Source organism: Pseudovibrio sp. POLY-S9 (assembly GCF_001431305.1).
GTDB lineage: Bacteria > Pseudomonadota > Alphaproteobacteria > Rhizobiales > Stappiaceae > Pseudovibrio.
In genome coordinates, this window is sequence record NZ_LCWX01000122.1 from 109,745 (window position 1) to 129,044 (window position 19,300).

Sequence of the window (19,300 nt, forward strand, 5' to 3'; positions counted from 1 at the left end):
TGCATACGCAGCTCAGACAGTCTCCCGTGCCATCGCCCGCGGCGTCTACTCAGCCTCAAAGTACCCGGGTGACACTGTACCAACTTGGAAGTGTCAACACGGATCACGGTAGATTTGAATTCCGTATTCCGCTATTTCCGTTAAGGTAAAGATCCACATAGCAACGCGAACCAACGCACAAAAACGCTGAATTGCGCAAAACAACGCAAATTCGCGCAAAGTGCCTGATCAAGTTGTTGTGGGGAGTGCCTTAAAGGCAAAAAAGATGCGCCGCCTCTGGTGTTGGGGGCAGAGGCGACGCGGGGGAGCAAAGGACGGAGTGTGCGGTAAATATACGCCGCCCCTTGCTTATCTCATGGGCCTTCCCGGTTTTAGGTAACCGGGAAGGCCTTTTTCTTAAGCCGGTTCCGGCTCAGCCTTCTGATCAATGGAAGGTTTTTCTTCCAGTTCTTTCAAAGACTTCTCTGCCTTACCTTTCCCTGCACCCTCACCTGGATGGATGCGGTAGAAGATGATGAACAGCAGCGGAACAGCCAGCAATGTCAGCAGCGTCGCAAACGTCAGACCACCCATAATGGTCACAGACATACTCGCGAACATCGGATCAACAATCAGCGGAGCCATACCAAGGATCGTTGTGATCGCTGCCATAGACACCGGACGCAGACGAGAAACACTGGCATTAACAACAGCTTCAAACCGGTCTCCACCAAGCTCCAGCTGCAAATCGATCTCTTCCAGAAGCACGATCGCATTCTTGATCAACATACCTGACAGCGACAACACACCAAGGATCGCCATGAAGTCGAGCGGCATACCTGTCCCAAGCAGACCAATCACAACACCGTTGATAGACATCGGTACGATCAGCCAGATGATGAGTGGTTCCCGCACCTTAGAGAACAACAGGATGGAGATAACAATCATCACGAGGAAGGTAACAGGCACCTTACTGCCCAGCGACGCATTCGCATCCTGAGAGTTCTCGTACTCACCACCCCACTCCATGGAATACCCATCAGGAAGCGGAACACTTTCAATCGCACCCCGAATTCGAGCATGAGCAACCGACGCCAACTCATCCGGAGCACTCGCCCCAAGCACACTCAACGTCTTCACACGATCCCGACGACGGATCAAAGTATCCTCAGCTTCAGTAGAGATGCCGGAAGTCACCTGATCAATCGGCACATACTTGCGCTGCTGAGAGCTCCAAACCAGTGTGTTTATAAGGGCTTCGGACGCAGTCTCACCTTCAGCACGCTTACGTTTCACGATGATCGGAATGTCTTCATCCAGATCACGATAGTCACCTGCACGGATACCATCAGAGGTAAACTGAACCGCAGTAGAAAGATCCTGTCGTGTGATGCCAGCAATACGAGCCCGCTGCTCATCAAACTTCGGATGCATCACCAGCTCACGTTCACGCCAATCGGTACGAACATCACTCAAGCGATACTGAGGATCCTTGAAGATCTGGATCATCTCTTCAGAGACAGCTCGCAAAACATCAGCATCCGGACCAGTGATACGAGCCTGAACATCAGCACCAGACGGAGGACCAAACACCAGACGCTCGGTATACACCTGTCCCTGAGGCAACTCAGCAACACCGAATGCACGGATCTTCAGTGCGAGATCATTAATGATATCAGTGTTTTCAGTCCGAACAATCACCTGACCATAGTTGGAGCTACCGTCTTGAGCTGAGTAAGTCAGCATAAAGCGGGTCGCACCCTGACCAATGAAGGAGTTGGTCGAAACGACACCTGGCAAAGACAGGATCTCGTTTTCTAGCTTCTCCATATCACGCGCAGTCGCATGAATGTCAGTACCATGCGGCAACCAGTAGTTCACATAGAACAGCGGAGTCGCAGAGTTCGGAAAGAAGGAGTTTGCAACAAACTGGAAAGACCAGAAGCAAACCACAGTCACACCGATCAGAGCTGCCAGAGACAACCAACGCAATTTCAGCGTCAGCACCAGAATCTTACGGAACATGGTGTACATGAAGCCGCGGTAAGGATCATGCTCATCACCGGAGATGGCAGCCATCTTGAAGAAGTACTTACCAAACAACGGCGTAACAAGGATCGCAAACAACCAGGACATCAGCAGGGAGATGCCAACCACAGCGAACAGCGAGAACATGAACTCACCAGTACTATCACTGGAAAGGCCAATACCAGAGAACGCCATGATGCCGATAACGGTCGCACCCAAAAGCGGCCATTTGGTCTGCTCAACAACGGTCGACGCAGCTTTGATAGGCCGCATACCGCGTTGCATGTTGATCATCATCCCTTCGGCAACAACAATCGCATTGTCCACCAACATACCCATGGCGATAACAAGCGCACCAAGCGAAATACGCTCAAGCTCAATACTGCCCAGCTTCATCAGCAAGATCGTAGAAAGAACGGTCAGCAACAGAACCGAGCCAACCACCACAGCTGCACGCCAGCCCATAAAGATGCCGAGCACCACAATCACGATGGAAACAGACATCACAAGGTTCCAAACAAAGGAACCAACGGCCTGATCAACCACTTTGTGCTGTTCGTAGATAGGGATGACTTCCATGCCAATAGGCAGGTTCGCACGCAAGTCATTCAGATGCGCTTCAACGTTTTGCCCAACGGCCACAACGTTTGTGTCTTCAACAGCAGCAACACCAAGGGTAACCGCGCGCTGGCCGTTATGACGAACCAAAACCTTCGGATTTTCAGGCTCTTGCACAGAAAGCGTCGCCACATCAGACAAACGAACCATCGCTGTAGAACCCGGATTACCGATCACGAGGTCCTGAATACTACGGTAGCTGTCAAAGGCAGAAACTGTCGAAATACGAATGCGCAGATCACCGGAAACAGTCGTACCGTTCGCCTGAATAGCGTTTTCCGCATTCAGCACATTCTGTACGTCCGCAATGGTAATTCCCAGCTGTGCCAGACGGTCCTGATCCATCGCAATGATGATCTCGTCCTCAGGCTCACCAAGAATAGAAACCTTAGCAACGTTATCGACAGTCAGCAGCTCACGGCGCAGCTCTTTCACGGTTTTACGGATATCCCGGTTGGAGTATCCATCAGCCGTCAGAGCATAGTACATGCCGAACACATCACCGAAGCTGTCATAAACAACCGGAGTGCGGACACCATTTGGCAGGTTTGGCACTTCGTCGTTCACTTTACGACGCAGCTCATCCCACACCTGAGGCAGCTCAGTGCCATCATAGGTGTCTTTCATTTCCACCTGAATTCGGGAGAGACCCGGTTCAGAGGTACTGCGAACTTCTTTCAGCTGAGGCATTTGCTGAATGGCACTTTCCAGCCGTTCAGTAACTTCTTCCTCAACTTCCGCAGCGCTGGCACCCGGATAGGAGGTGATCACCTGCGCTTCTTTAATGGTAAATGCCGGATCTTCCAGTCGTCCAATGCCGCCCAGAGCCCAAATGCCCCCAAGCAGAGCAATCAGAACAACCATCCAGACATTGACCGGCTTCTCGATCGAGTAGCGTGCAATATCCATATCAATAACTCCTAGACGCTACTCTTACAGCTTAGGCACGATCAGCTGATTTTCGCTCAGGTGGCTCACACCAGCCGTTACGATCATCTCGCCGTCTTTCAAGCCGGAAAGCACCGGAATGAAGCTGCCAAGCACAGTTCCAAGCAGAACTTTACGACGACCAACACGCTTTTCGCTTTCATCAACAACCCACACATACGGGCTCTTGTCAGGAGAAGAGCCAACTGCAGATGTTGGCACGAAGAAGGCCGTGGTCTGAGACTTATCAAGACCATTGAGCTTAACTTTTACGCTCGCAGTCATGCCAGGAATGATGTTGTAACCATCATCGTTATTCATGGCCAAAGTCACACGATAGGTCTGAGCAACCTTGTCTGCTTCCGTGCTGTGCTCACGATATTCCAATGGGAATACCTTACCCGGATGGGAAGGGAACTCAGCAGTCATCTTTAAAACAGAAGATTCAGTCGCCTGAGCAAACAGCGTTTCAGGCACGTTGATATCGATGCGAACTTCACTCACATCCTGCAACCGGGCAATGCTGGTACCAGCATTGATGATCGCATAATTATCCAGCGAACGAGAGGTTACGATTGCATCGTAAGGCGCAACGATCTTTGTATAACCAAGGTTCTGCTTAGCTTTATCAAGGGTCACGTCTGCAAGATCAAATGCTGTCTTTGCATTGTCGTACTGACCTTCAGAGATAACCTGCTTGTCTTTCAATGTTTCAAAGCGCTTCAGGTCTTTCTTCTTTTGTTCAAAGTTGACCTGAGCTTCACGAACAGTGTTTTCGTAGTCAGTTGGGTCAAGCGCCGCAATCAGATCGCCTTTTGCAATACGCTGCCCTTCAATGATTGGCATTTCAACAAGCTGACCAGACACACGAAACGCCAGATCGACGGTCTGAACCGCATCGACACGACCAGTGAAGTTACGCGTAAAGAGATCATCAATCTCAGAAACGACCATGACACGAGCAGGACGAGGAGCAACCGTTTTCGGTGCTTCAACAACTTCCTGCTCCTGACAACTTGCAAGCAGCAGAGCAAGTGCCCCAACAAAAACAGGAGCACTCAGGCGTCCTATTCTACTTTTTCCGCTTATTTTCTGCATTTTACCTTAGTTTCCAGCTTCAGCGTTCAGTTCGGCGTACCGGTTATTCTGGGAGGTGATTTCCAACACGCGATCAATAAGTTCATCAATTTCACCAGTGCTGTTTTGTTCAATACCCAGCGCTTGGCGATAATAAAGCCCGTCTATTATGAGCAAACACATATGCCCCGTAACCGGGTCACTAACCTCACAGTTGATTGCTCTTCCAAATTCAGCACTCATCTCCTGAAATTCAGCAATCAACTCAGGTTCTTGAGCAGCAAGAGCAAACAATGCTTTCGGAGCGGTCTTCTCTCTGTACTCTTTGTAGATCTGGAAGCTGGCCCGCAAAATGGGACAGGCCACTCCCTGCTCTGTCAACTTGTCGCTCAGCGTGTAAGTCCGTTCACGAACCTCAGAAACAACTCTGCGGATCACACCCAGCAACAGCTCATGCTTGCTTCGGAAATTGTAAAGCACCCCGCCTTTGGACATGCCGGCCTCAGCCGCCACGGCATCAATGGTCAGCTTACGAGTTCCTTCAATGCAAACCAGACGCTCGACTGCATCCAGAATATGTTCAGCTGTTGTTTCCACGCTGGTATCCCTCTCCTCTAACCGGAGCCTGTACCGTCTGGTCGGTTTCTGTACCGTCCAGTCGGTTTTTGTACCGTCCGGTCGGTTTTAGAGGAAGACCTAAAAAAAGACAAGTTCGAATTTTGAGAAAATTGAGATAGCTGCCCGTAGGAGAACGCATATCAAGAATGAAATCACGTAACTGTGATTTGAAACACAAAATGCCGACCCTTGTCAGGGCCGGCATCCTTTGTTTTCCGCCAATAACGAAGGCTTATTCAGCAGCTTCTTTAAAGGTGACCGTTGTCGGGTCTTCCTCAAGTCTGCCAAGCAGCTCCTCACGTCTGAGTTGTGCAAGCTTCAGATTCTCGTCCTTGATAGGGCCATACCCGCGAATAGAATCAGGCAAGTTGAGAAACTCGCGAAGCAATCCATAGTTCGCTGTACCGAGTTTTCCGCCAACCAATGAGAGATCATCCCGGTACTGCTTCACCAAAGCCCGCTCTTCTTTACGCTCCCGCGCATATCCAAACGGATCGAGTGCAGTGCCTCGCAAACCACGAAGAGACACAAGCATCTCAAAAGCCTTGAAGATCCAAGGACCAAAGGCCCGCTTTTGCGGACGACCCGTCTTTGGATCCGGCTTACCGGGCAGGAATGGAGGAGCCAGCATCAACTGCAACTCACCTGGGTCTGCAAACTGAGCCTCAAGATTCTTGCGGAACTCTGGCTCACTATAAAGGCGCGCAACTTCGTACTCGTCTTTATAAGCCATCACCTTGTAAAGCATCTCAGCCGCAGTATGCGTCACCTCAAGAGAGCCCGGACCAAACTCTTCATCCCGCGCTCTGATCTCGGAGATCTTGTCGAGATACTTATTGGCGTAGGACTTATTCTGGTAAGTGGTAAGCTCTTTCGCGAAGAAGGCGATCTTCTCATCCAGCGTCATCACCTTCACAGCTTCCTGACGTGGAAGAGCTGCAAAAATTGCATCAGGATTGGCATAAAGAACACGCCCTGCATGGAATGCATTGATGTTCTTCTCAACCGCTGCGCCATTCAATGAGATCGCATTCTCAATGGCTTGTGCTGAGATCGGCAGAGTACCAGCCTGATAAGACAATCCGATGAGCATCATGTTGGTGTAAATCGCATCACCCAACAGCTTCTCAGCAATGTTCGCCAGATCATGAGCTCTCAGATCAAGCGTCCCCTGCTCCAGCGTCCGCTTCATCTTATGCTCATCAAAGGAAAGCTGCTGCTTCATCACAAACTCAGAGGTCGGCGTGACGTTTGTGTTCACAAAGCCATGCGTCCTGCTCTTATGATAAAGGGAAAGCTGCTCAGCCTTACTTGCAACCAGCATATCACTTGCAATCAGCACATCCAGCTGTGCAGGCGGCACACGCGGCCCTTCAATTGTATCACTCGCCGCAGCAAAGCGCACATGGGACGTTACAGGTCCCCCCTTCTGAGCAAGACCAGTCATATCGAGCGTGGACGCTTTGATCCCGTCAATATGTGCCGCCATTGCGATAATCGCGGAAATGGTCGTAACACCCATACCACCGATACCGGCGACCAGCAGGTTGTGCGTGTTCTCCAGTGATGGCAGTTGAACGTCTGGCAGCTGCTTTACAAACTCATCAAGAGCAAAATCAGCAGGTTTCGCCTGACGCAGTTTCGAACCCTTCACATAAACAAAGGATGGGCAGAACCCCTTCACGCAAGAGAAGTCCTTGTTACAGGAAGACTGATTGATCCGACGCTTTTCACCAAACACCGTCTCAACAGGCTCAACAGAAAGACAGTTGGACTGGACAGAACAATCACCGCACCCTTCACAGACACGGTCATTGATGAACAAACGCAGATCCGGATCAGGATACAAACCCCTCTTCCGGCGACGACGCTTCTCAGCAGCACAGGTCTGATCAAACACGATCGCAGAAACACCTTTGAACTCTTTGAGCTCGTTCTGAACGGTCATCAGATCATCGCGGTGATGAACAGGCTCGGTAACGGCAAGATCCTGGCGACCAGAATAGTCTTCAGGGGTCTCGCTGAGCAGAACAACCTTCTCAACCCCCTCAGCATGAAGCTGGTTGAGGAGCTGTGGCACAGTCAAAGATCCATCGATCTCCTGACCACCCGTCATCGCAACAGCGTCATTGTAAAGGATCTTGAAGGTGATCGGCACACGAGCAGCAACAGCCTGACGGATCGACAGAATACCGGAGTGGAAATAAGTTCCATCTCCCATATTGGCAAACACATGCTCATCACGCGCAAAGTTCGCCTGACCGACCCATAAAGAGCCTTCACCACCCATGGCAATCTGACCATCAGTGGTCCGGCCATTAATCTCGGTCATGGCATGACAGCCAATACCCGGCATCGAGCGAGACCCTTCAGGCACCACGGTCGACGTATTGTGCGGACAACCAGAGCAGAAGTAAGGGGAACGCGCTGCAAGTTCGCCATTTCCCTGAGCCCACATCTGCTGACGCATCATGGAATCGGCAACAGAACGCATCTCGTCATTGACGTATTCCTGAGGCAGGAAATTCATGATCACACGGATCATCTCATCAATGGAAAGCTCCAGAACATCAGAGAGCAGAGGCTCTCCCTGCGCATCTTTCTTACCCAGAATCTTCGGCTGCTGATCACTCGGCCAGTTGTAAGCAATTTCTTTGATTTGTGGCTCTATGAACGCACGCTTATGCTCCACAACCAGAATCTTTTCGACACCACGTGCAAAGCTAGAAAATGCTGTTGGTTCAAGCGGATAAGGCATACCAACCTTATAAACCGCCAGCCCGATCTCTTTGGCCCGTTGATCTGTAATTCCCATCAGGCGAAGAGCCTGACACAAATCACGGAATGCTTTGCCTGTCGCAATCATACCGATACGCGGCTTTTGCGCACCATAGGCAACATGGTCGAGACGATTCGCCTTTGCATACGCCAGAACCGCCGGCATGCGGATGTCACGCAATAGACGCTCTGTCTCCAACCGATTACCGAGCAAGAGCACACGATTCAGCTCAGCATTCTTGCGCGGATCAAACGCAGCAGGGCGTGAGAATGACATACGCCTTGGATCAACAGAAACAACACCAGATGCATCCATCGTATCTGCAAGGCAAATCAATGCGCTCCACAGACCGGTGTAACGGGACATCTCAAACCCATGTAAGCCGAAATCCAGAACTTCCTGAATGTCAGCCGGGTTGAGAACCGGAATTTCTGCATGCTGGAAAAAAAACTCGCTTTGAGCGGGCAAAATGGAAGATTTTGCCAGATGGTCATCGCCAGCAAGTGCCACAACTCCGCCATTTGGGTCGGTTCCAGAAGCACTTGCCTGATGCAGCACATCACCTGCTCTATCAACACCTGGCGCCTTCCCGTACCAGATACCATAGACGCCATCAAAGGCTGAGCCCTTGCCGTGCTGTCTGACTTTTTGCGATCCCCACACTGCTGTGGCGCCCAGTTCCTCATTCACTCCCGGCTGAAACTGAATATCCAGCGGATCGAGATATTGACGTGATCTTTGAAGCTCCGTGTCGTAACCAGCAATTGGAGACCCACGGTATCCTGAGATAAAACCGCCTGTTTTCAATCCCTTAGCACGATCTAATCGACCGCGATCCAACGCCAGTCGTACCAGTGCCTGAATACCATTTAGGTAAACATTGCCTGTTTCAGCTGTGTATTTGTCGTGTAAGCTGATCGGTGGCACACTTACGTTCATTCAATGAGCTCCTCTCCCATCATGGCTGTGGACGGTCCCCCCCGCCAAAACCAATTCTTTCGTCCTAGCCCATAGTGATCCTTTTTTTGCGTGCTTTCTGTGCTATCCTACCGACAAATACGTACTCAGTCGAAAAATTATTCCTAAGAGGGCACATGAGCGAAAATTCCTTATTGGACCCATCCGACATCCGAGTTCTGCGGATTCTGCAAAAAGATGCATCCCAATCCATCGCAGATATCGCCAAAGAAGCCGGTATGAGCCAAACTCCATGCTGGAGGCGAATTAAGAAACTCAAGGAGTCTGGTGTCATCAAACAGACAGCTGCGCTGGTTGATCGCGAAGCCGTCGGTCTTGGCTTTCTCGCATATGCCTTTGTTAAGCTCACTGTACCCAGCCGCGAGAACATGGAAACATTCGACAGGCTAATTGGAGTATGGCCCGAAGTTGTTACATGCGAACGCATCACCGGCGCAGTGGACTATCTCATCAAAGTAGTTGCCACAGATATAAAGTCTTATGACGATTTCCTTCGTTTGAAACTTCTGGACAACGCTCTTGTCTCAGATGTTCAGTCACGCATTGTAGTTTCGACAATTAAGGAAACAGTTGCGTTACCTCTTAAAGAGTTTGCCAACTAACGTTTCCAGACCAGCCTAATCGCAGTTAGTTTACGCGTGGTCGCTGAAACACTGAAATGTTTGCTCAAACTCGACTGATATGGTTTAGTCGCGCGATCTCTTGCACTTAAGTTTTCGCGTGGACTAAACATTGCTCTCCCCTAAATTCGTTTTAAGCGGCCTGAAGCCGATCAATACACTCCTGCGTTTTTTGGGGCGAAATGGCACCAACGCGGTCGCAATCTCAGTCTTCCTCGGCCTTTTGCTGCCCGGCATTGCTGAAGCGCTGCGCATTCTCTTAACGCCCGCAATCTTTGTTCTGCTGACACTGAGCTTCATTCGCGTAGACAACGCAGCCATTGCCAATCAGCTCAGACGCCCATTGCCAGCGTTTGCGGCGATGCTCTGGCAAATGCTCATTCTCCCTCTGCTCGCAACAGTGACCTGCCTTATCATCGGGTTGGATCAGATCGACTTGGGAGTACTGACAGCGTTGTTCATGGTGTCTGCCGCACCGCCCGTTATGTCCACGCCAATCTTTATCTGGATGTTTGGTCTCAACGGAGCCCTTGCCCTCACCATTTCAACCTTGTCGTTGATCGTCGCCCCTCTCAGCACGGCTTTGTTCGCCTATCTGTTGCTGCCAGAAACCCTTAAGGTCTCCCCTTTGTCTCTGGCGACCAATCTGGCCATGTTCCTGATAGGCTCCGCAGGATTGGGACGACTGCTTTATTATTTGCTTGGTGCAAAACGGATCAACAAGGCGACAGACCACATCAACGGCTTAAACTGTATCGTGCTCTTTATCTTTGCCGTCGCAGCGATGGATGGTGTGACTGGTTTTGCAATAACCGCACCGTTCAAAGCCACCGCCTTGTTTGTGGGTGTCTTTGCAATTGCAGCACTTCAGTTGCTCGTAACCTTCCTGATCTTTTACCCTGCAGGACGGCAAACTGCCTTCATAGCCGCCTACGGCACCGGAAGCCGTAATCTGGGTCTGATGGTTGCTGCATTGGGAGGTACAATTCCAGAGCTCGCATGGCTGTTCTTTGCCTTTGCCCAGTTCCCGATCTACCTGCTTCCATGGATCCTTAAGCCTGCTGCGATACACATCCGTGAAGCAGAAGCAACAATCCCCTGAGCGACGTGCGGGAAGCTGCGCTGTTCGCACCACTTGCTTCTCATGTGTGTCCATGTTAGCCGCACAGCAAATTGGGCACATCTAGGAGAATCCCTGTTATGGCACAGCCGCTCGTTATCGCCCCTTCCGTCCTTGCATCAGACTTTTCTAAGCTGGGGCAAGAAGTTCGTGATGTTGTTGAAGCTGGAGCCGACTGGATCCATCTGGATGTCATGGATGGCCACTTCGTTCCAAACATCACTTTTGGCCCGGACGTCATTGCAAAACTCCGCCCTCACACCGATAAAGTCTTCGACGCGCACCTTATGATCGAACCATGTGATCCGTACCTTGAAGCCTTCGCAAAAGCTGGCTCGGACTACATCACAGTTCACGCAGAAGCGACCACTCACCTGCACCGCTCTTTGCAGGCAATCCGCAATCTGGGTAAAAAAGCAGGTGTTTCTCTAAATCCTGGTACACACGAAAGCTGCCTCGAGTACGTTCTGGACAGCGTTGACCTGATCCTTGTCATGACCGTGAACCCTGGCTTCGGTGGGCAGAAATTTATCCACTCTCAAATCGAGAAGGTTGCCCGCATCAAAAGCATGATCGGCGATCGCCCAATCCGCATCCAGATTGATGGCGGGGTCACCCCTGAGACAGCCCCATTGGTCACCAAGGCTGGCGCTGACACACTGGTCGCAGGCTCAGCAGTCTTCAAAGGCGGCACAGTTGAGAGTTATCGCGAAAACATCGCAGCAATCCGCGCTGCTACTCAGGTCTGATTTTTTGATCCTGAAATGCAAAAGGCCGCCCCTAAGGCGGCCTTTTTTTTTGCAGACGTAGTGACTTTAATCCAATGAACTCGCAGCTTCCGCAGCAGCATTGATAAACAAAGTCGAATCCGTCCCAAACGTCATAAACTGATAACCAGCAGCCTTTGAGTGCTGAAGATGCCCCTTGGAAACACAATAGATCCCTGCAATCTTCCCAGCCACACGGGTTTTCTCTGCAATGTCTTTCTGCATCTCCAGAGAACCGTCAGAAACAGGTTCCACGCATTGTCCGCCAGAAACAGTCAATGACAGGTCAGCAGGCCCGACAAAAATGCCATCCAAGCCATCAACAGCCAAAATGTCTTCAAGCGCCTCATAGACCTCTGGCGTCTCAATCATGGCAATGGCAAGCGTTTTCTCATCAGCCGAAGAAAAATAATCATCCATAGAAACACCAGTTGCCATGGTTGCACCAACAGCACCATAGCTACGCGCACCCAGCGGCGGGTACTTGCAGAATTCCACCAGCTTCTTCGCGTCGTCCACTGAGTTGATCATAGGCGCGATAATCACTTCAGCGCCCACATCCAACAACCAGCTGGCTTTTTTAAAGTCGTCGACACAGATTCGTGCAACAGCATGCCCGCCACCATTGATGATCTCTTTGATAGAATCACGCGCTTCAGCAGTGGTTAGCAAACCATGCTGTAAATCCAGTGTGATTGCTTTGTAGCCGCCTCTTAAAAACAGATCAGAAAATATTGGAGAAGGCAGGCTTGCCCACGCGCTCACAATGGTTTGCCCTGCTCTCAACTTCTCTGCCAGACACTTATTCTCAGTCATTCAATGCCTCATCTGATTAAGCACAGGCACCATCAACCACGCAGCACCAGCTCTAAAACAAAACTATCATTCAAACAAAAAAGCCGTCTCCCTGAAAATAATCAAGGGAAGACGGCAAATTCTCTAGTTTAAGGGCTCTCTTGGTGAGCCTGCTTAAGGAGTGCAGCTTATGCTTCCTCAGCAACTTCCTTTTTCGCAACAGCCATCAGCTCTTCCATAGTGCGGCGAATCTGGTGTTCAGACTGCTCAACACTTGCATCTGCAAAATCTTTGGAAATACGAGCAAAAATGTCTTCGTCGCCTGGCTCTTTAAGATCAGTTTGGACGATCTTGTTGGCGTAATCTTCTGCGATGTCTCCGGCCAAACCAAGCTTCTCAGCAGCCCACTGGCCCAGCAGCTTATCGCGCCGTGCAGTAGCCTTGAAAGCAAGCTCAGAACCCATTGCGAAACTGCCTTCAAACGCATCAGCTCGTTTGTCAAACGTGCTCATCTATTCCCTCCTAGCTCAGACAATGTAAAAAGGTCCCTCCCCTCTTACAAGCCACGCTATAACTTACGTAATTCATTGTACGCAACTTCTATTTGCAGGTCAAAAGCCATTAGTTGTAGTCAGCAGCAATTCAGAGAGCGTTGACGCCATTCAAATTACCCATTTGTGCTTTATCAAAAAGTCGGTTAAGTTCCGCGCCGCATAGCGGGATCGCGATTTTCGCAATGACGAAAGATGCGAAAACCAGTGCTGGAGGGTCATTCGCAGCATTTTTGCTCGAATGTTTTGCAAGGCAAGTGGTTTAAGCCTCAACGTCACCCGTACGACTTGTTCTACAAACGCAATGGTAAGTGCCTATGAACCGCCGTCGGCGAATTTACGAAGGCAAGGCTAAGATTCTCTATGAGGGTCCTGAGCCGGGAACGCTGATTCAGCACTTCAAAGATGATGCTACAGCCTTCAACAACGAAAAGCATGAAGTCGTTGATGGAAAGGGTGTCCTGAACAACCGGATCTCTGAGTACATTTTCAACAATCTGAATAACATGGGCATTCCAACCCATTTTATTCGTCGGTTGAACATGCGCGAACAGCTGATCCGTCAGGTCGAGATCATCCCAATCGAAGTCGTTATCCGCAACGTTGCTGCAGGTTCTCTGTGCAAACGCCTGGGATTGGAAGAAGGCACTCAGCTTCCACGCTCCATTATCGAGTTCTACTACAAGAACGACGAACTTGGAGATCCGCTGGTTTCTGAAGAACACATCACCGCTTTTGGTTGGGCTGCTCCTCAGGAGCTTGATGACATCATGGCACTCGCCATTCGCATCAACGACTTCCTGTCCGGTCTGTTCATGAGCGTCGGTATTCGCCTCGTTGATTTCAAGATCGAACTTGGACGTCAGATCGAAGGCGACATGATGCGTATCGTCCTTGCGGACGAGATCTCTCCAGACAGCTGTCGCCTGTGGGACACTTCCACAAACGACAAGATGGATAAGGACCGGTTCCGCCAGAACATGGGCGGCATGGTTGAAGCCTATCAGGAAGTAGCCCGCAGGCTTGGTATCCTGATCGACAACGACCGCCCGGGACATTCTGGACCAGTGCTAGTCAAATAATCAATGAACGGGCCCCTGCGGCCCGTTTTGCATTTTTGGGGCAAGCAAACTACCGCACGGGTATTGAACTATCTCACTACCTGCGCTCATTTTCACTTCCCCAGTATAGATTCCCGCGTTATGAACGCGCGCAAAGAACGGATTTTCGCGGCAGGCGCAATGCAAACCGCTTGAATCTCTCATTTTGGTAAGGAAGGACCAGTTAGAACCATGAAGGCACGTGTGACCGTCACTCTTAAGAACGGTGTTCTCGATCCCCAGGGCAAAGCAATCGAAGGCTCCCTTGGTTCTCTTGGTTTTGAAGGCGTTGAAGGCATCCGCCAGGGTAAAGTGTTTGACCTTGAACTGGCAGATCGCACCGATGCTCAGGCAAAAGCTGACATTGAAGCCATGTGCGAACAGCTACTGGCAAACACCGTCATCGAAAATTACTCGATCGAGCTTCTCTAGAGCGCGTTCCATGTGATTGAACTCAATCACATGACAAGAATTCGCTCAAAAGTAAGTTGTAACCGATAGTAGAATCTGCGAGGGCATAAACGTGCAAGACGATACAGGCCGGATCATCCGGTTCATGGTTATCAAAGCAATCATCTTTATTGGCTTGCCCGCTGCCCTCTCTGTTCTTGCGGTGTTTTTACTTCTGTAAAATCTCGTCTGTAACAAGCGGCCCTCCATCCAAGAGGAAACATTCATGAAATCCGCAGTGATCCTATTCCCCGGTTCCAACCGGGATCGCGATATGATCAAAGCGCTGGAGCAGATCTCCGGCCAGTCTGTTGCCACGGTATGGCATACTGAAACTGAACTGCCAGAAGCAGACCTTTATGTCCTGCCAGGCGGCTTCTCTTACGGCGATTACCTGCGCTCAGGTGCGATTGCAGCACGCTCCCACATCATGCCAGCTCTCAAAACTGCGGCAGATCAGGGACGTCACGTTCTCGGCGTATGTAACGGTTTCCAGATGCTGACTGAGGCAGGCCTGTTGCCAGGTGCGTTGATGCGCAATGCATCCCTCCACTTCGTGTGTAAGGAAGTTATGCTGGAAACCACCAGCACCAACAGCGCCTTCACATCTCACATGGAAAAAGGCAAAGTTTGGCGCTGTCCGGTGGCACACCATGACGGCAACTACTTTACTGATGCTGAAACCCTGAAAGCACTCGAAGGCGAAGGCCGCGTTGCATTCCGCTATGCTGACGATACCAATCCAAATGGTTCTCTCAACGACATTGCAGGCATCACCAGTGCCAAAGGCAACGTTCTCGGCATGATGCCTCACCCGGAAAATCTTATCGAAGATCTTCACGGTGGCCTCGAAGGCCGGGCTCTGTTTGAAAGCGTAATGCAAAGCCTCGCTGCTTAATCAGCAAAGCAAACAAGTTTTAGAACCCGGAATGCTCAGCACTCCGGGTTTTTTATTGCCTGAAGTCCTTAAATGAACGCAAAGCCAATCCCGGTCAGACCAAGCAACACCACAACCACCCATGGCGGCGTTTTGAAAGAAACCAGCAGAACAAATCCGCAAAGCGCAGCTGCAAAGTCTTTCGCCTCAAGGATAGCGCTGGTCCAGACAGGCGCATATAGGGCTGCTCCAAGAACACCAACAACAGCCGCATTTGCACCAGCCATGATGCCACGTGCAGAAGGTGTCTGACGCAGCACGGCCCAGTAAGGCAGACCGGCAATCAGAAGCAACGCCCCCGGCAGGAAGATGCCCAGCAACGCGACGTTCGCCCCAATCCACGCAGCATAGCCTGTCTGCATTTCAGCGCCCAGATATCCGGCAAATGTAAACAAAGGCCCCGGCACGGCTTGCGTTGCGCCGTATCCGGCAAGGAAAGAGCTCTCACTCACCAGTCCTTTGCCAACCACTTCAGCTTCCAGCAGTGGCAATACCACATGTCCTCCACCAAACACGAGCGAACCGGAATGGTAAAAGCTGGCAAACACACCCAGCAACGGATCAACAATAACATCACTCAGAACGGGTAGACCAAAAAGCAGCACAGCAAATAAAATGACAGAAAGCAGCCCAACCCGACGTCTAGGAGCAAATAGAACCTCATGCACCACGGCTTTGGGCTCCGAGCAACAAAACAAAAAGCCTCCCAGGCCACCGGCCACAATTGCTGCAATTTGCCCTCCGGCCCCACCGAAGGTGACAACAAGAACTACAGCCAGCACAGCAAGTCCGGCTCTGAGCTGATCCGCACAAAAGTTGCGTGCCATCCCCCAGACAGCCTGAGCAACAACAGCAACCGCCACCAGCTTGAGACCATGAATCAGCCCCATGCCGACAGGTCCTTCAAAAGCGCTCGCCCAATAGGCAAATCCAAAGAGCAGCAAGGCTGAAGGAGCAGTAAAGGCAAAGAACGCAGCCAAAGCTCCCAGTGGTCCCGCCCGCATAAGTCCAAGCCCAAACCCAACCTGACTGCTGGCCGGTCCCGGTAGGAACTGACACAACGCAACCAAATCACCATAAGCTTCTTCGGAAAGCCACTTCCGGCGCTTCACGATCTCCTCGCGAAAATAACCCAGATGAGCAATCGGCCCACCAAACGACGTCAAACCCAGTTTTAGAAAGGTAACAAAAACCTCTAGCGCATGACCTTTGGCATGCACTTCAGGAAGGTTGGTCGGGCGTTCTGTAAAACTCATGCACAGCTCAATTGTATTCTGAAACGAAAGCGGAGCAGCATATAAAGCAGAGATGTGACATTAGGACAAACACGCAGAACGCATCTGTTTTAAGCAGCCACACCTGTTTTCAATGCAACATTACGGGGAAGCTCATTGTAACGCCGTTGATAGGCCCGCGACAATGCCGTTGGTGAAGCAAATCCAACCCGTGCAGCAACGCTTTTCAAAGGGCGCCCAGCTTCCAGATCCAATTTAGCCAAAGCCAGCCGCCAGTTGCTCAAATACGACCCCGGCGTCTCCCCCATGACTTCCTTGAAGTGCACAGCAAACTGTGTGCGCGACATACCAGCAACTTCTGCAAGACTTTCCAGACGCCACTGCTTGGAAGGATCTTCATGAATGGCAACAAGCGCTTGCGCTAGATTAGGATGAGCCAATCCGGCAATCAAACCACTGCAGGCAACACCGGACCGCACCGCATGACGCAGCAGCCGGATCACCACCACTTCACACAAGCGATTGATCACAGCAGCACTTCCGCACCGAGGCGAAAGCACTTCTTCCACCACCAATGCAGCAAGGCTCTCCAGCTCTGGTGCATCCTTGAGATAGATCTCCACATAATCTGGCAAAGCAGTGCTCAGCTGAGATCCCGGCCCGCCAAACTCAACCCGAGCTCCGGCAAGAACAACAGTATCCTCGCAGATACGCTTAACTTCAGTGGGGTTATTGGGACTGGCAGGGAGAAACACAAGCTTCCGGAAACCTTGCATACACCGAAGAATGAAAAAGTTGCCCTGAAGCACCTCATCCTCAGTGTTTTTAAGAATATGTGCCTCCACTTTAAAGCGTTCAATAAGCGAAGAAAGGCGATCGTATCGCAGCTCTCTCGGTTTCACCTCAGCAAGTGCAGTGGCCATATCCGAACTCTCAGTCAGTTATTTCGAACAAAAAGCAATTAAACGTTCAATATCATATCAAATAGAAATCGACCACTGCTAATTGCCTTTTCAAGAAATCGAATTGAGCAAAGCTACAAAAAGAAAATTTAGCTCAGGAGAATAACAATGCTTATCCCTCGCAAGCCAGTCCCAAGCTTATCTGCGAACCTTCTTGGTGGTGGTACATTCGATCTGTCAGCCGATGCTTCTGACTTTGCCACTCTGGTCGTTTTTTACCGTGGTCTGCACTGTCCCATTTGTGCAACCTACCTGAAAGAACTGGAACGCCTGACACCAGAGTTTGAGGAACGTGGTGTGAAAACCATCGCCCTCTCAACCGATACAGAGGACCGTGCCCAAACATTTTCCAATGCGATTAAAGCAGATAAACTGCGCGTTGGTTATGGCGTTACTCTGACAAAAGCACGTGAATGGGGTCTATTCATTTCAGCAGGCCGCGGAAAAACGTCTATCGGTATCGAAGAGCCAGGTCTCTTTGCTGAACCAGGCCTGTTCTTTGTAAAGCCTGACGGCACTCTCTACTTCGGCAATGTGCAGACTATGCCATTTGCACGTCCTGACTTTAAACCAATGCTCGGTGCTCTCGACTTCTGCATCAAGAATGATTATCCCGCTCGCGGTGAATACACTGGGGCTCTTTAATCAATTGTACCACAAACACTTTTCTTGATGCACAGAGAGGCTGTGATTTCACAGCCTCTCTTTTTATTGGTCATCTACTTTTTGCGAAGATTTTTTATCGGCAATATGCTCAATACTCTTGAGTTCAGCCCCTTGCCAAATTCTGACAGCATACAGCACTATAATTCCCAGGACCGCCCCCAAAAGCACGCCAACCAAACGGTCAAGCACCCCTTCGATATTGTCAATCGGCCCGGAAGACGCAAGCGCAGCAATAACAAAGGCATAACCGCCTTGTGTCCCGGCATAAGCCCAATAACTTGTGCTATGATGGAGTGAACAGAGAAAAAACAGCCCGCAAAAAACTGCGATCACCCACCAGAAGAATGACTGCAGACCCAGCACAACTAACAGTAAACCCAGCAAGCCACCTATCAGGCACCCAACAGACCTGTTTAAGGCAACTTTCTTCACATCTTGAACTGGCCCATATAAGACCACAAGAGACGTAATCGTGATCTGCACCATAGCAACCAGATCATGCTTCACATAAATGATTGGTGCGGCTACCGCGACCACTGCACCTGTAATGCAAAGAGCTGTAACCCAGCTATGGTCAACTTCCTCAAGCCTGCTAATACCAATGGGGCCAAAACCAACCTTGATTGAGCTACCCTTGGTCAACCAATACATGACAATCGTAGCAACCCCAACCCCAATCAAAACAGTAACGCTCCGGTCTACCATCTTAGAAAAGAGCGCATCTATCTCAACCACTGAGATATAAATTGCAAGCATCGCTGTAATGATCCCAAGCAACCAGGCGTAGCTGTAATCTGGACTTGCCATCCGTTTATAAACCGCGAGCGCAGCAAGTCCTCCAATTGAAATCACTTGGAAGATCGGAATGTTTCTGAACATGATAGCAAGCATATAGCCAAATGCAGCGCCAGCAAGCGTACCAAAAAGCCGCTGAGCTCCTTTGCGCCACACATTGGTCCAATCGGCATTAGCAACAGTCATGGCAGACATCGCCGCCCACCAGGGATCATCCGCATCCACAACAAGCGCAACAACAGAAGCAAGTGTCACCATCAAAGCAGTTCGAAAACCATTATGATAATCCAGCTTCATC

Annotated in this window: 16 protein-coding genes; 7 read left to right on the forward strand and 9 right to left on the reverse strand. The window is 50.5% G+C overall.

The window, feature by feature from the left end:
• Nucleotides 1–396 precede the first annotated feature (396 nt).
• The 4 genes from PPL9_RS10050 to PPL9_RS10065 all read right to left on the reverse strand — a co-directional run bounded on the left by PPL9_RS10050 (nucleotide 397) and on the right by PPL9_RS10065 (nucleotide 8,965).
• Nucleotides 397–3,534 (reverse strand): efflux RND transporter permease subunit, encoded by a 3,138-nt coding sequence (locus PPL9_RS10050; RefSeq protein ID WP_057462564.1) that lies wholly within the window; start codon nucleotides 3,532–3,534, stop codon nucleotides 397–399.
• A gap of 24 nt (nucleotides 3,535–3,558) precedes the next feature.
• Entirely contained in the window at nucleotides 3,559–4,650 is a 1,092-nt protein-coding gene (locus PPL9_RS10055; RefSeq protein WP_057462565.1) for an efflux RND transporter periplasmic adaptor subunit, read from the reverse strand.
• Between the two features lie 6 nt (nucleotides 4,651–4,656).
• Nucleotides 4,657–5,226 carry a TetR/AcrR family transcriptional regulator gene (locus PPL9_RS10060; RefSeq protein WP_057462566.1) on the reverse strand — a complete coding sequence of 190 codons (570 nt, stop codon included), beginning with the start codon at nucleotides 5,224–5,226 and terminating at the stop codon, nucleotides 4,657–4,659.
• Nucleotides 5,227–5,479: 253 nt separating this feature from the next.
• Nucleotides 5,480–8,965 carry an indolepyruvate ferredoxin oxidoreductase family protein gene (locus PPL9_RS10065; RefSeq protein ID WP_057462567.1) on the reverse strand — a complete coding sequence of 1,162 codons (3,486 nt, stop codon included), beginning with the start codon at nucleotides 8,963–8,965 and terminating at the stop codon, nucleotides 5,480–5,482.
• Between the two features lie 155 nt (nucleotides 8,966–9,120).
• Here PPL9_RS10065 and PPL9_RS10070 point away from each other — a divergent pair, with 155 nt between their 5' ends.
• From PPL9_RS10070 to rpe, 3 genes are all read left to right on the forward strand, one after another.
• Nucleotides 9,121–9,606 carry an Lrp/AsnC family transcriptional regulator gene (locus PPL9_RS10070; protein WP_057462568.1) on the forward strand — a complete coding sequence of 162 codons (486 nt, stop codon included), beginning with the start codon at nucleotides 9,121–9,123 and terminating at the stop codon, nucleotides 9,604–9,606.
• Nucleotides 9,607–9,736: 130 nt separating this feature from the next.
• On the forward strand, nucleotides 9,737–10,726 hold the full coding sequence (locus PPL9_RS10075) for a hypothetical protein (RefSeq protein ID WP_057462569.1): 990 nt from the start codon (nucleotides 9,737–9,739) through the stop codon (nucleotides 10,724–10,726).
• A gap of 98 nt (nucleotides 10,727–10,824) precedes the next feature.
• The gene (gene rpe / locus PPL9_RS10080) at nucleotides 10,825–11,493 is read left to right on the forward strand and encodes a ribulose-phosphate 3-epimerase (protein ID WP_057462570.1); all 669 of its coding nucleotides are present in this window, start codon (nucleotides 10,825–10,827) and stop codon (nucleotides 11,491–11,493) included.
• Between the two features lie 66 nt (nucleotides 11,494–11,559).
• On the opposite strand, the gene PPL9_RS10085 is transcribed toward rpe, so the two are convergent.
• Together PPL9_RS10085 and PPL9_RS10090 are read right to left on the reverse strand one after the other, a co-directional pair.
• Nucleotides 11,560–12,327, reverse strand: a complete 768-nt coding sequence (locus PPL9_RS10085; protein ID WP_057462571.1) for an aldolase/citrate lyase family protein — start codon at nucleotides 12,325–12,327, stop codon at nucleotides 11,560–11,562.
• 167 nt (nucleotides 12,328–12,494) lie between these two features.
• Complete coding sequence (locus PPL9_RS10090) at nucleotides 12,495–12,818, reverse strand: DUF1476 domain-containing protein (protein WP_057462572.1); 324 nt, start codon at nucleotides 12,816–12,818, stop codon at nucleotides 12,495–12,497.
• A gap of 356 nt (nucleotides 12,819–13,174) precedes the next feature.
• Between PPL9_RS10090 and purC the strand changes: the two genes are divergently transcribed.
• The 3 genes from purC (at nucleotide 13,175) to purQ (ending at nucleotide 15,305) form a co-directional block, all read left to right on the forward strand.
• Nucleotides 13,175–13,939 (forward strand): phosphoribosylaminoimidazolesuccinocarboxamide synthase, encoded by a 765-nt coding sequence (purC, locus tag PPL9_RS10095; RefSeq protein WP_008548091.1) that lies wholly within the window; start codon nucleotides 13,175–13,177, stop codon nucleotides 13,937–13,939.
• A 210-nt stretch (nucleotides 13,940–14,149) separates the two neighbouring features.
• Entirely contained in the window at nucleotides 14,150–14,389 is a 240-nt protein-coding gene (purS, locus tag PPL9_RS10100) for a phosphoribosylformylglycinamidine synthase subunit PurS (RefSeq protein WP_057462573.1), read from the forward strand.
• Between the two features lie 244 nt (nucleotides 14,390–14,633).
• Nucleotides 14,634–15,305 (forward strand): phosphoribosylformylglycinamidine synthase subunit PurQ, encoded by a 672-nt coding sequence (gene purQ, locus PPL9_RS10105; protein WP_057462574.1) that lies wholly within the window; start codon nucleotides 14,634–14,636, stop codon nucleotides 15,303–15,305.
• A 68-nt stretch (nucleotides 15,306–15,373) separates the two neighbouring features.
• Here purQ and chrA read toward each other — a convergent pair whose 3' ends face one another.
• Together chrA and PPL9_RS10115 are read right to left on the reverse strand one after the other, a co-directional pair.
• The gene (gene chrA, locus PPL9_RS10110; protein WP_057462575.1) at nucleotides 15,374–16,600 is read right to left on the reverse strand and encodes a chromate efflux transporter; all 1,227 of its coding nucleotides are present in this window, start codon (nucleotides 16,598–16,600) and stop codon (nucleotides 15,374–15,376) included.
• A gap of 89 nt (nucleotides 16,601–16,689) precedes the next feature.
• On the reverse strand, nucleotides 16,690–17,502 hold the full coding sequence (locus tag PPL9_RS10115) for an AraC family transcriptional regulator (protein WP_057462576.1): 813 nt from the start codon (nucleotides 17,500–17,502) through the stop codon (nucleotides 16,690–16,692).
• Between the two features lie 147 nt (nucleotides 17,503–17,649).
• On the opposite strand from PPL9_RS10115, the gene PPL9_RS10120 reads away from it, so the two are divergent.
• Nucleotides 17,650–18,186: a peroxiredoxin-like family protein gene (locus PPL9_RS10120; protein WP_057462577.1), complete on the forward strand. Its 537-nt coding sequence runs from the start codon at nucleotides 17,650–17,652 to the stop codon at nucleotides 18,184–18,186.
• A gap of 63 nt (nucleotides 18,187–18,249) precedes the next feature.
• Here PPL9_RS10120 and PPL9_RS10125 read toward each other — a convergent pair whose 3' ends face one another.
• Nucleotides 18,250–19,299: an FUSC family protein gene (locus PPL9_RS10125; RefSeq protein WP_057462578.1), complete on the reverse strand. Its 1,050-nt coding sequence runs from the start codon at nucleotides 19,297–19,299 to the stop codon at nucleotides 18,250–18,252.
• Nucleotide 19,300: the final 1 nt, after the last annotated feature.

Excerpts from the sequence above, each read along its gene's own strand:
- PPL9_RS10120 (WP_057462577.1), top strand. The coding sequence starts at position 17,650 with ATGCTTATCCCTCGCAAGCCAGTCCCAAGCTTATCTGCGAACCTTCTT.
- PPL9_RS10070 (WP_057462568.1), top strand. The coding sequence starts at position 9,121 with ATGAGCGAAAATTCCTTATTGGACCCATCCGACATCCGAGTTCTGCGG.
- purS (WP_057462573.1), top strand. The coding sequence starts at position 14,150 with ATGAAGGCACGTGTGACCGTCACTCTTAAGAACGGTGTTCTCGATCCC.
- purC (WP_008548091.1), top strand. The coding sequence starts at position 13,175 with ATGAACCGCCGTCGGCGAATTTACGAAGGCAAGGCTAAGATTCTCTAT.
- PPL9_RS10050 (WP_057462564.1), bottom strand. The coding sequence starts at position 3,534 with ATGGATATTGCACGCTACTCGATCGAGAAGCCGGTCAATGTCTGGATG.
- PPL9_RS10125 (WP_057462578.1), bottom strand. The coding sequence starts at position 19,299 with ATGAAGCTGGATTATCATAATGGTTTTCGAACTGCTTTGATGGTGACA.
- purQ (WP_057462574.1), top strand. The coding sequence starts at position 14,634 with ATGAAATCCGCAGTGATCCTATTCCCCGGTTCCAACCGGGATCGCGAT.
- PPL9_RS10085 (WP_057462571.1), bottom strand. The coding sequence starts at position 12,327 with ATGACTGAGAATAAGTGTCTGGCAGAGAAGTTGAGAGCAGGGCAAACC.
- PPL9_RS10065 (WP_057462567.1), bottom strand. The coding sequence starts at position 8,965 with ATGAACGTAAGTGTGCCACCGATCAGCTTACACGACAAATACACAGCT.
- PPL9_RS10115 (WP_057462576.1), bottom strand. The coding sequence starts at position 17,502 with ATGGCCACTGCACTTGCTGAGGTGAAACCGAGAGAGCTGCGATACGAT.
- PPL9_RS10090 (WP_057462572.1), bottom strand. The coding sequence starts at position 12,818 with ATGAGCACGTTTGACAAACGAGCTGATGCGTTTGAAGGCAGTTTCGCA.
- chrA (WP_057462575.1), bottom strand. The coding sequence starts at position 16,600 with ATGAGTTTTACAGAACGCCCGACCAACCTTCCTGAAGTGCATGCCAAA.
- PPL9_RS10055 (WP_057462565.1), bottom strand. The coding sequence starts at position 4,650 with ATGCAGAAAATAAGCGGAAAAAGTAGAATAGGACGCCTGAGTGCTCCT.
- rpe (WP_057462570.1), top strand. The coding sequence starts at position 10,825 with ATGGCACAGCCGCTCGTTATCGCCCCTTCCGTCCTTGCATCAGACTTT.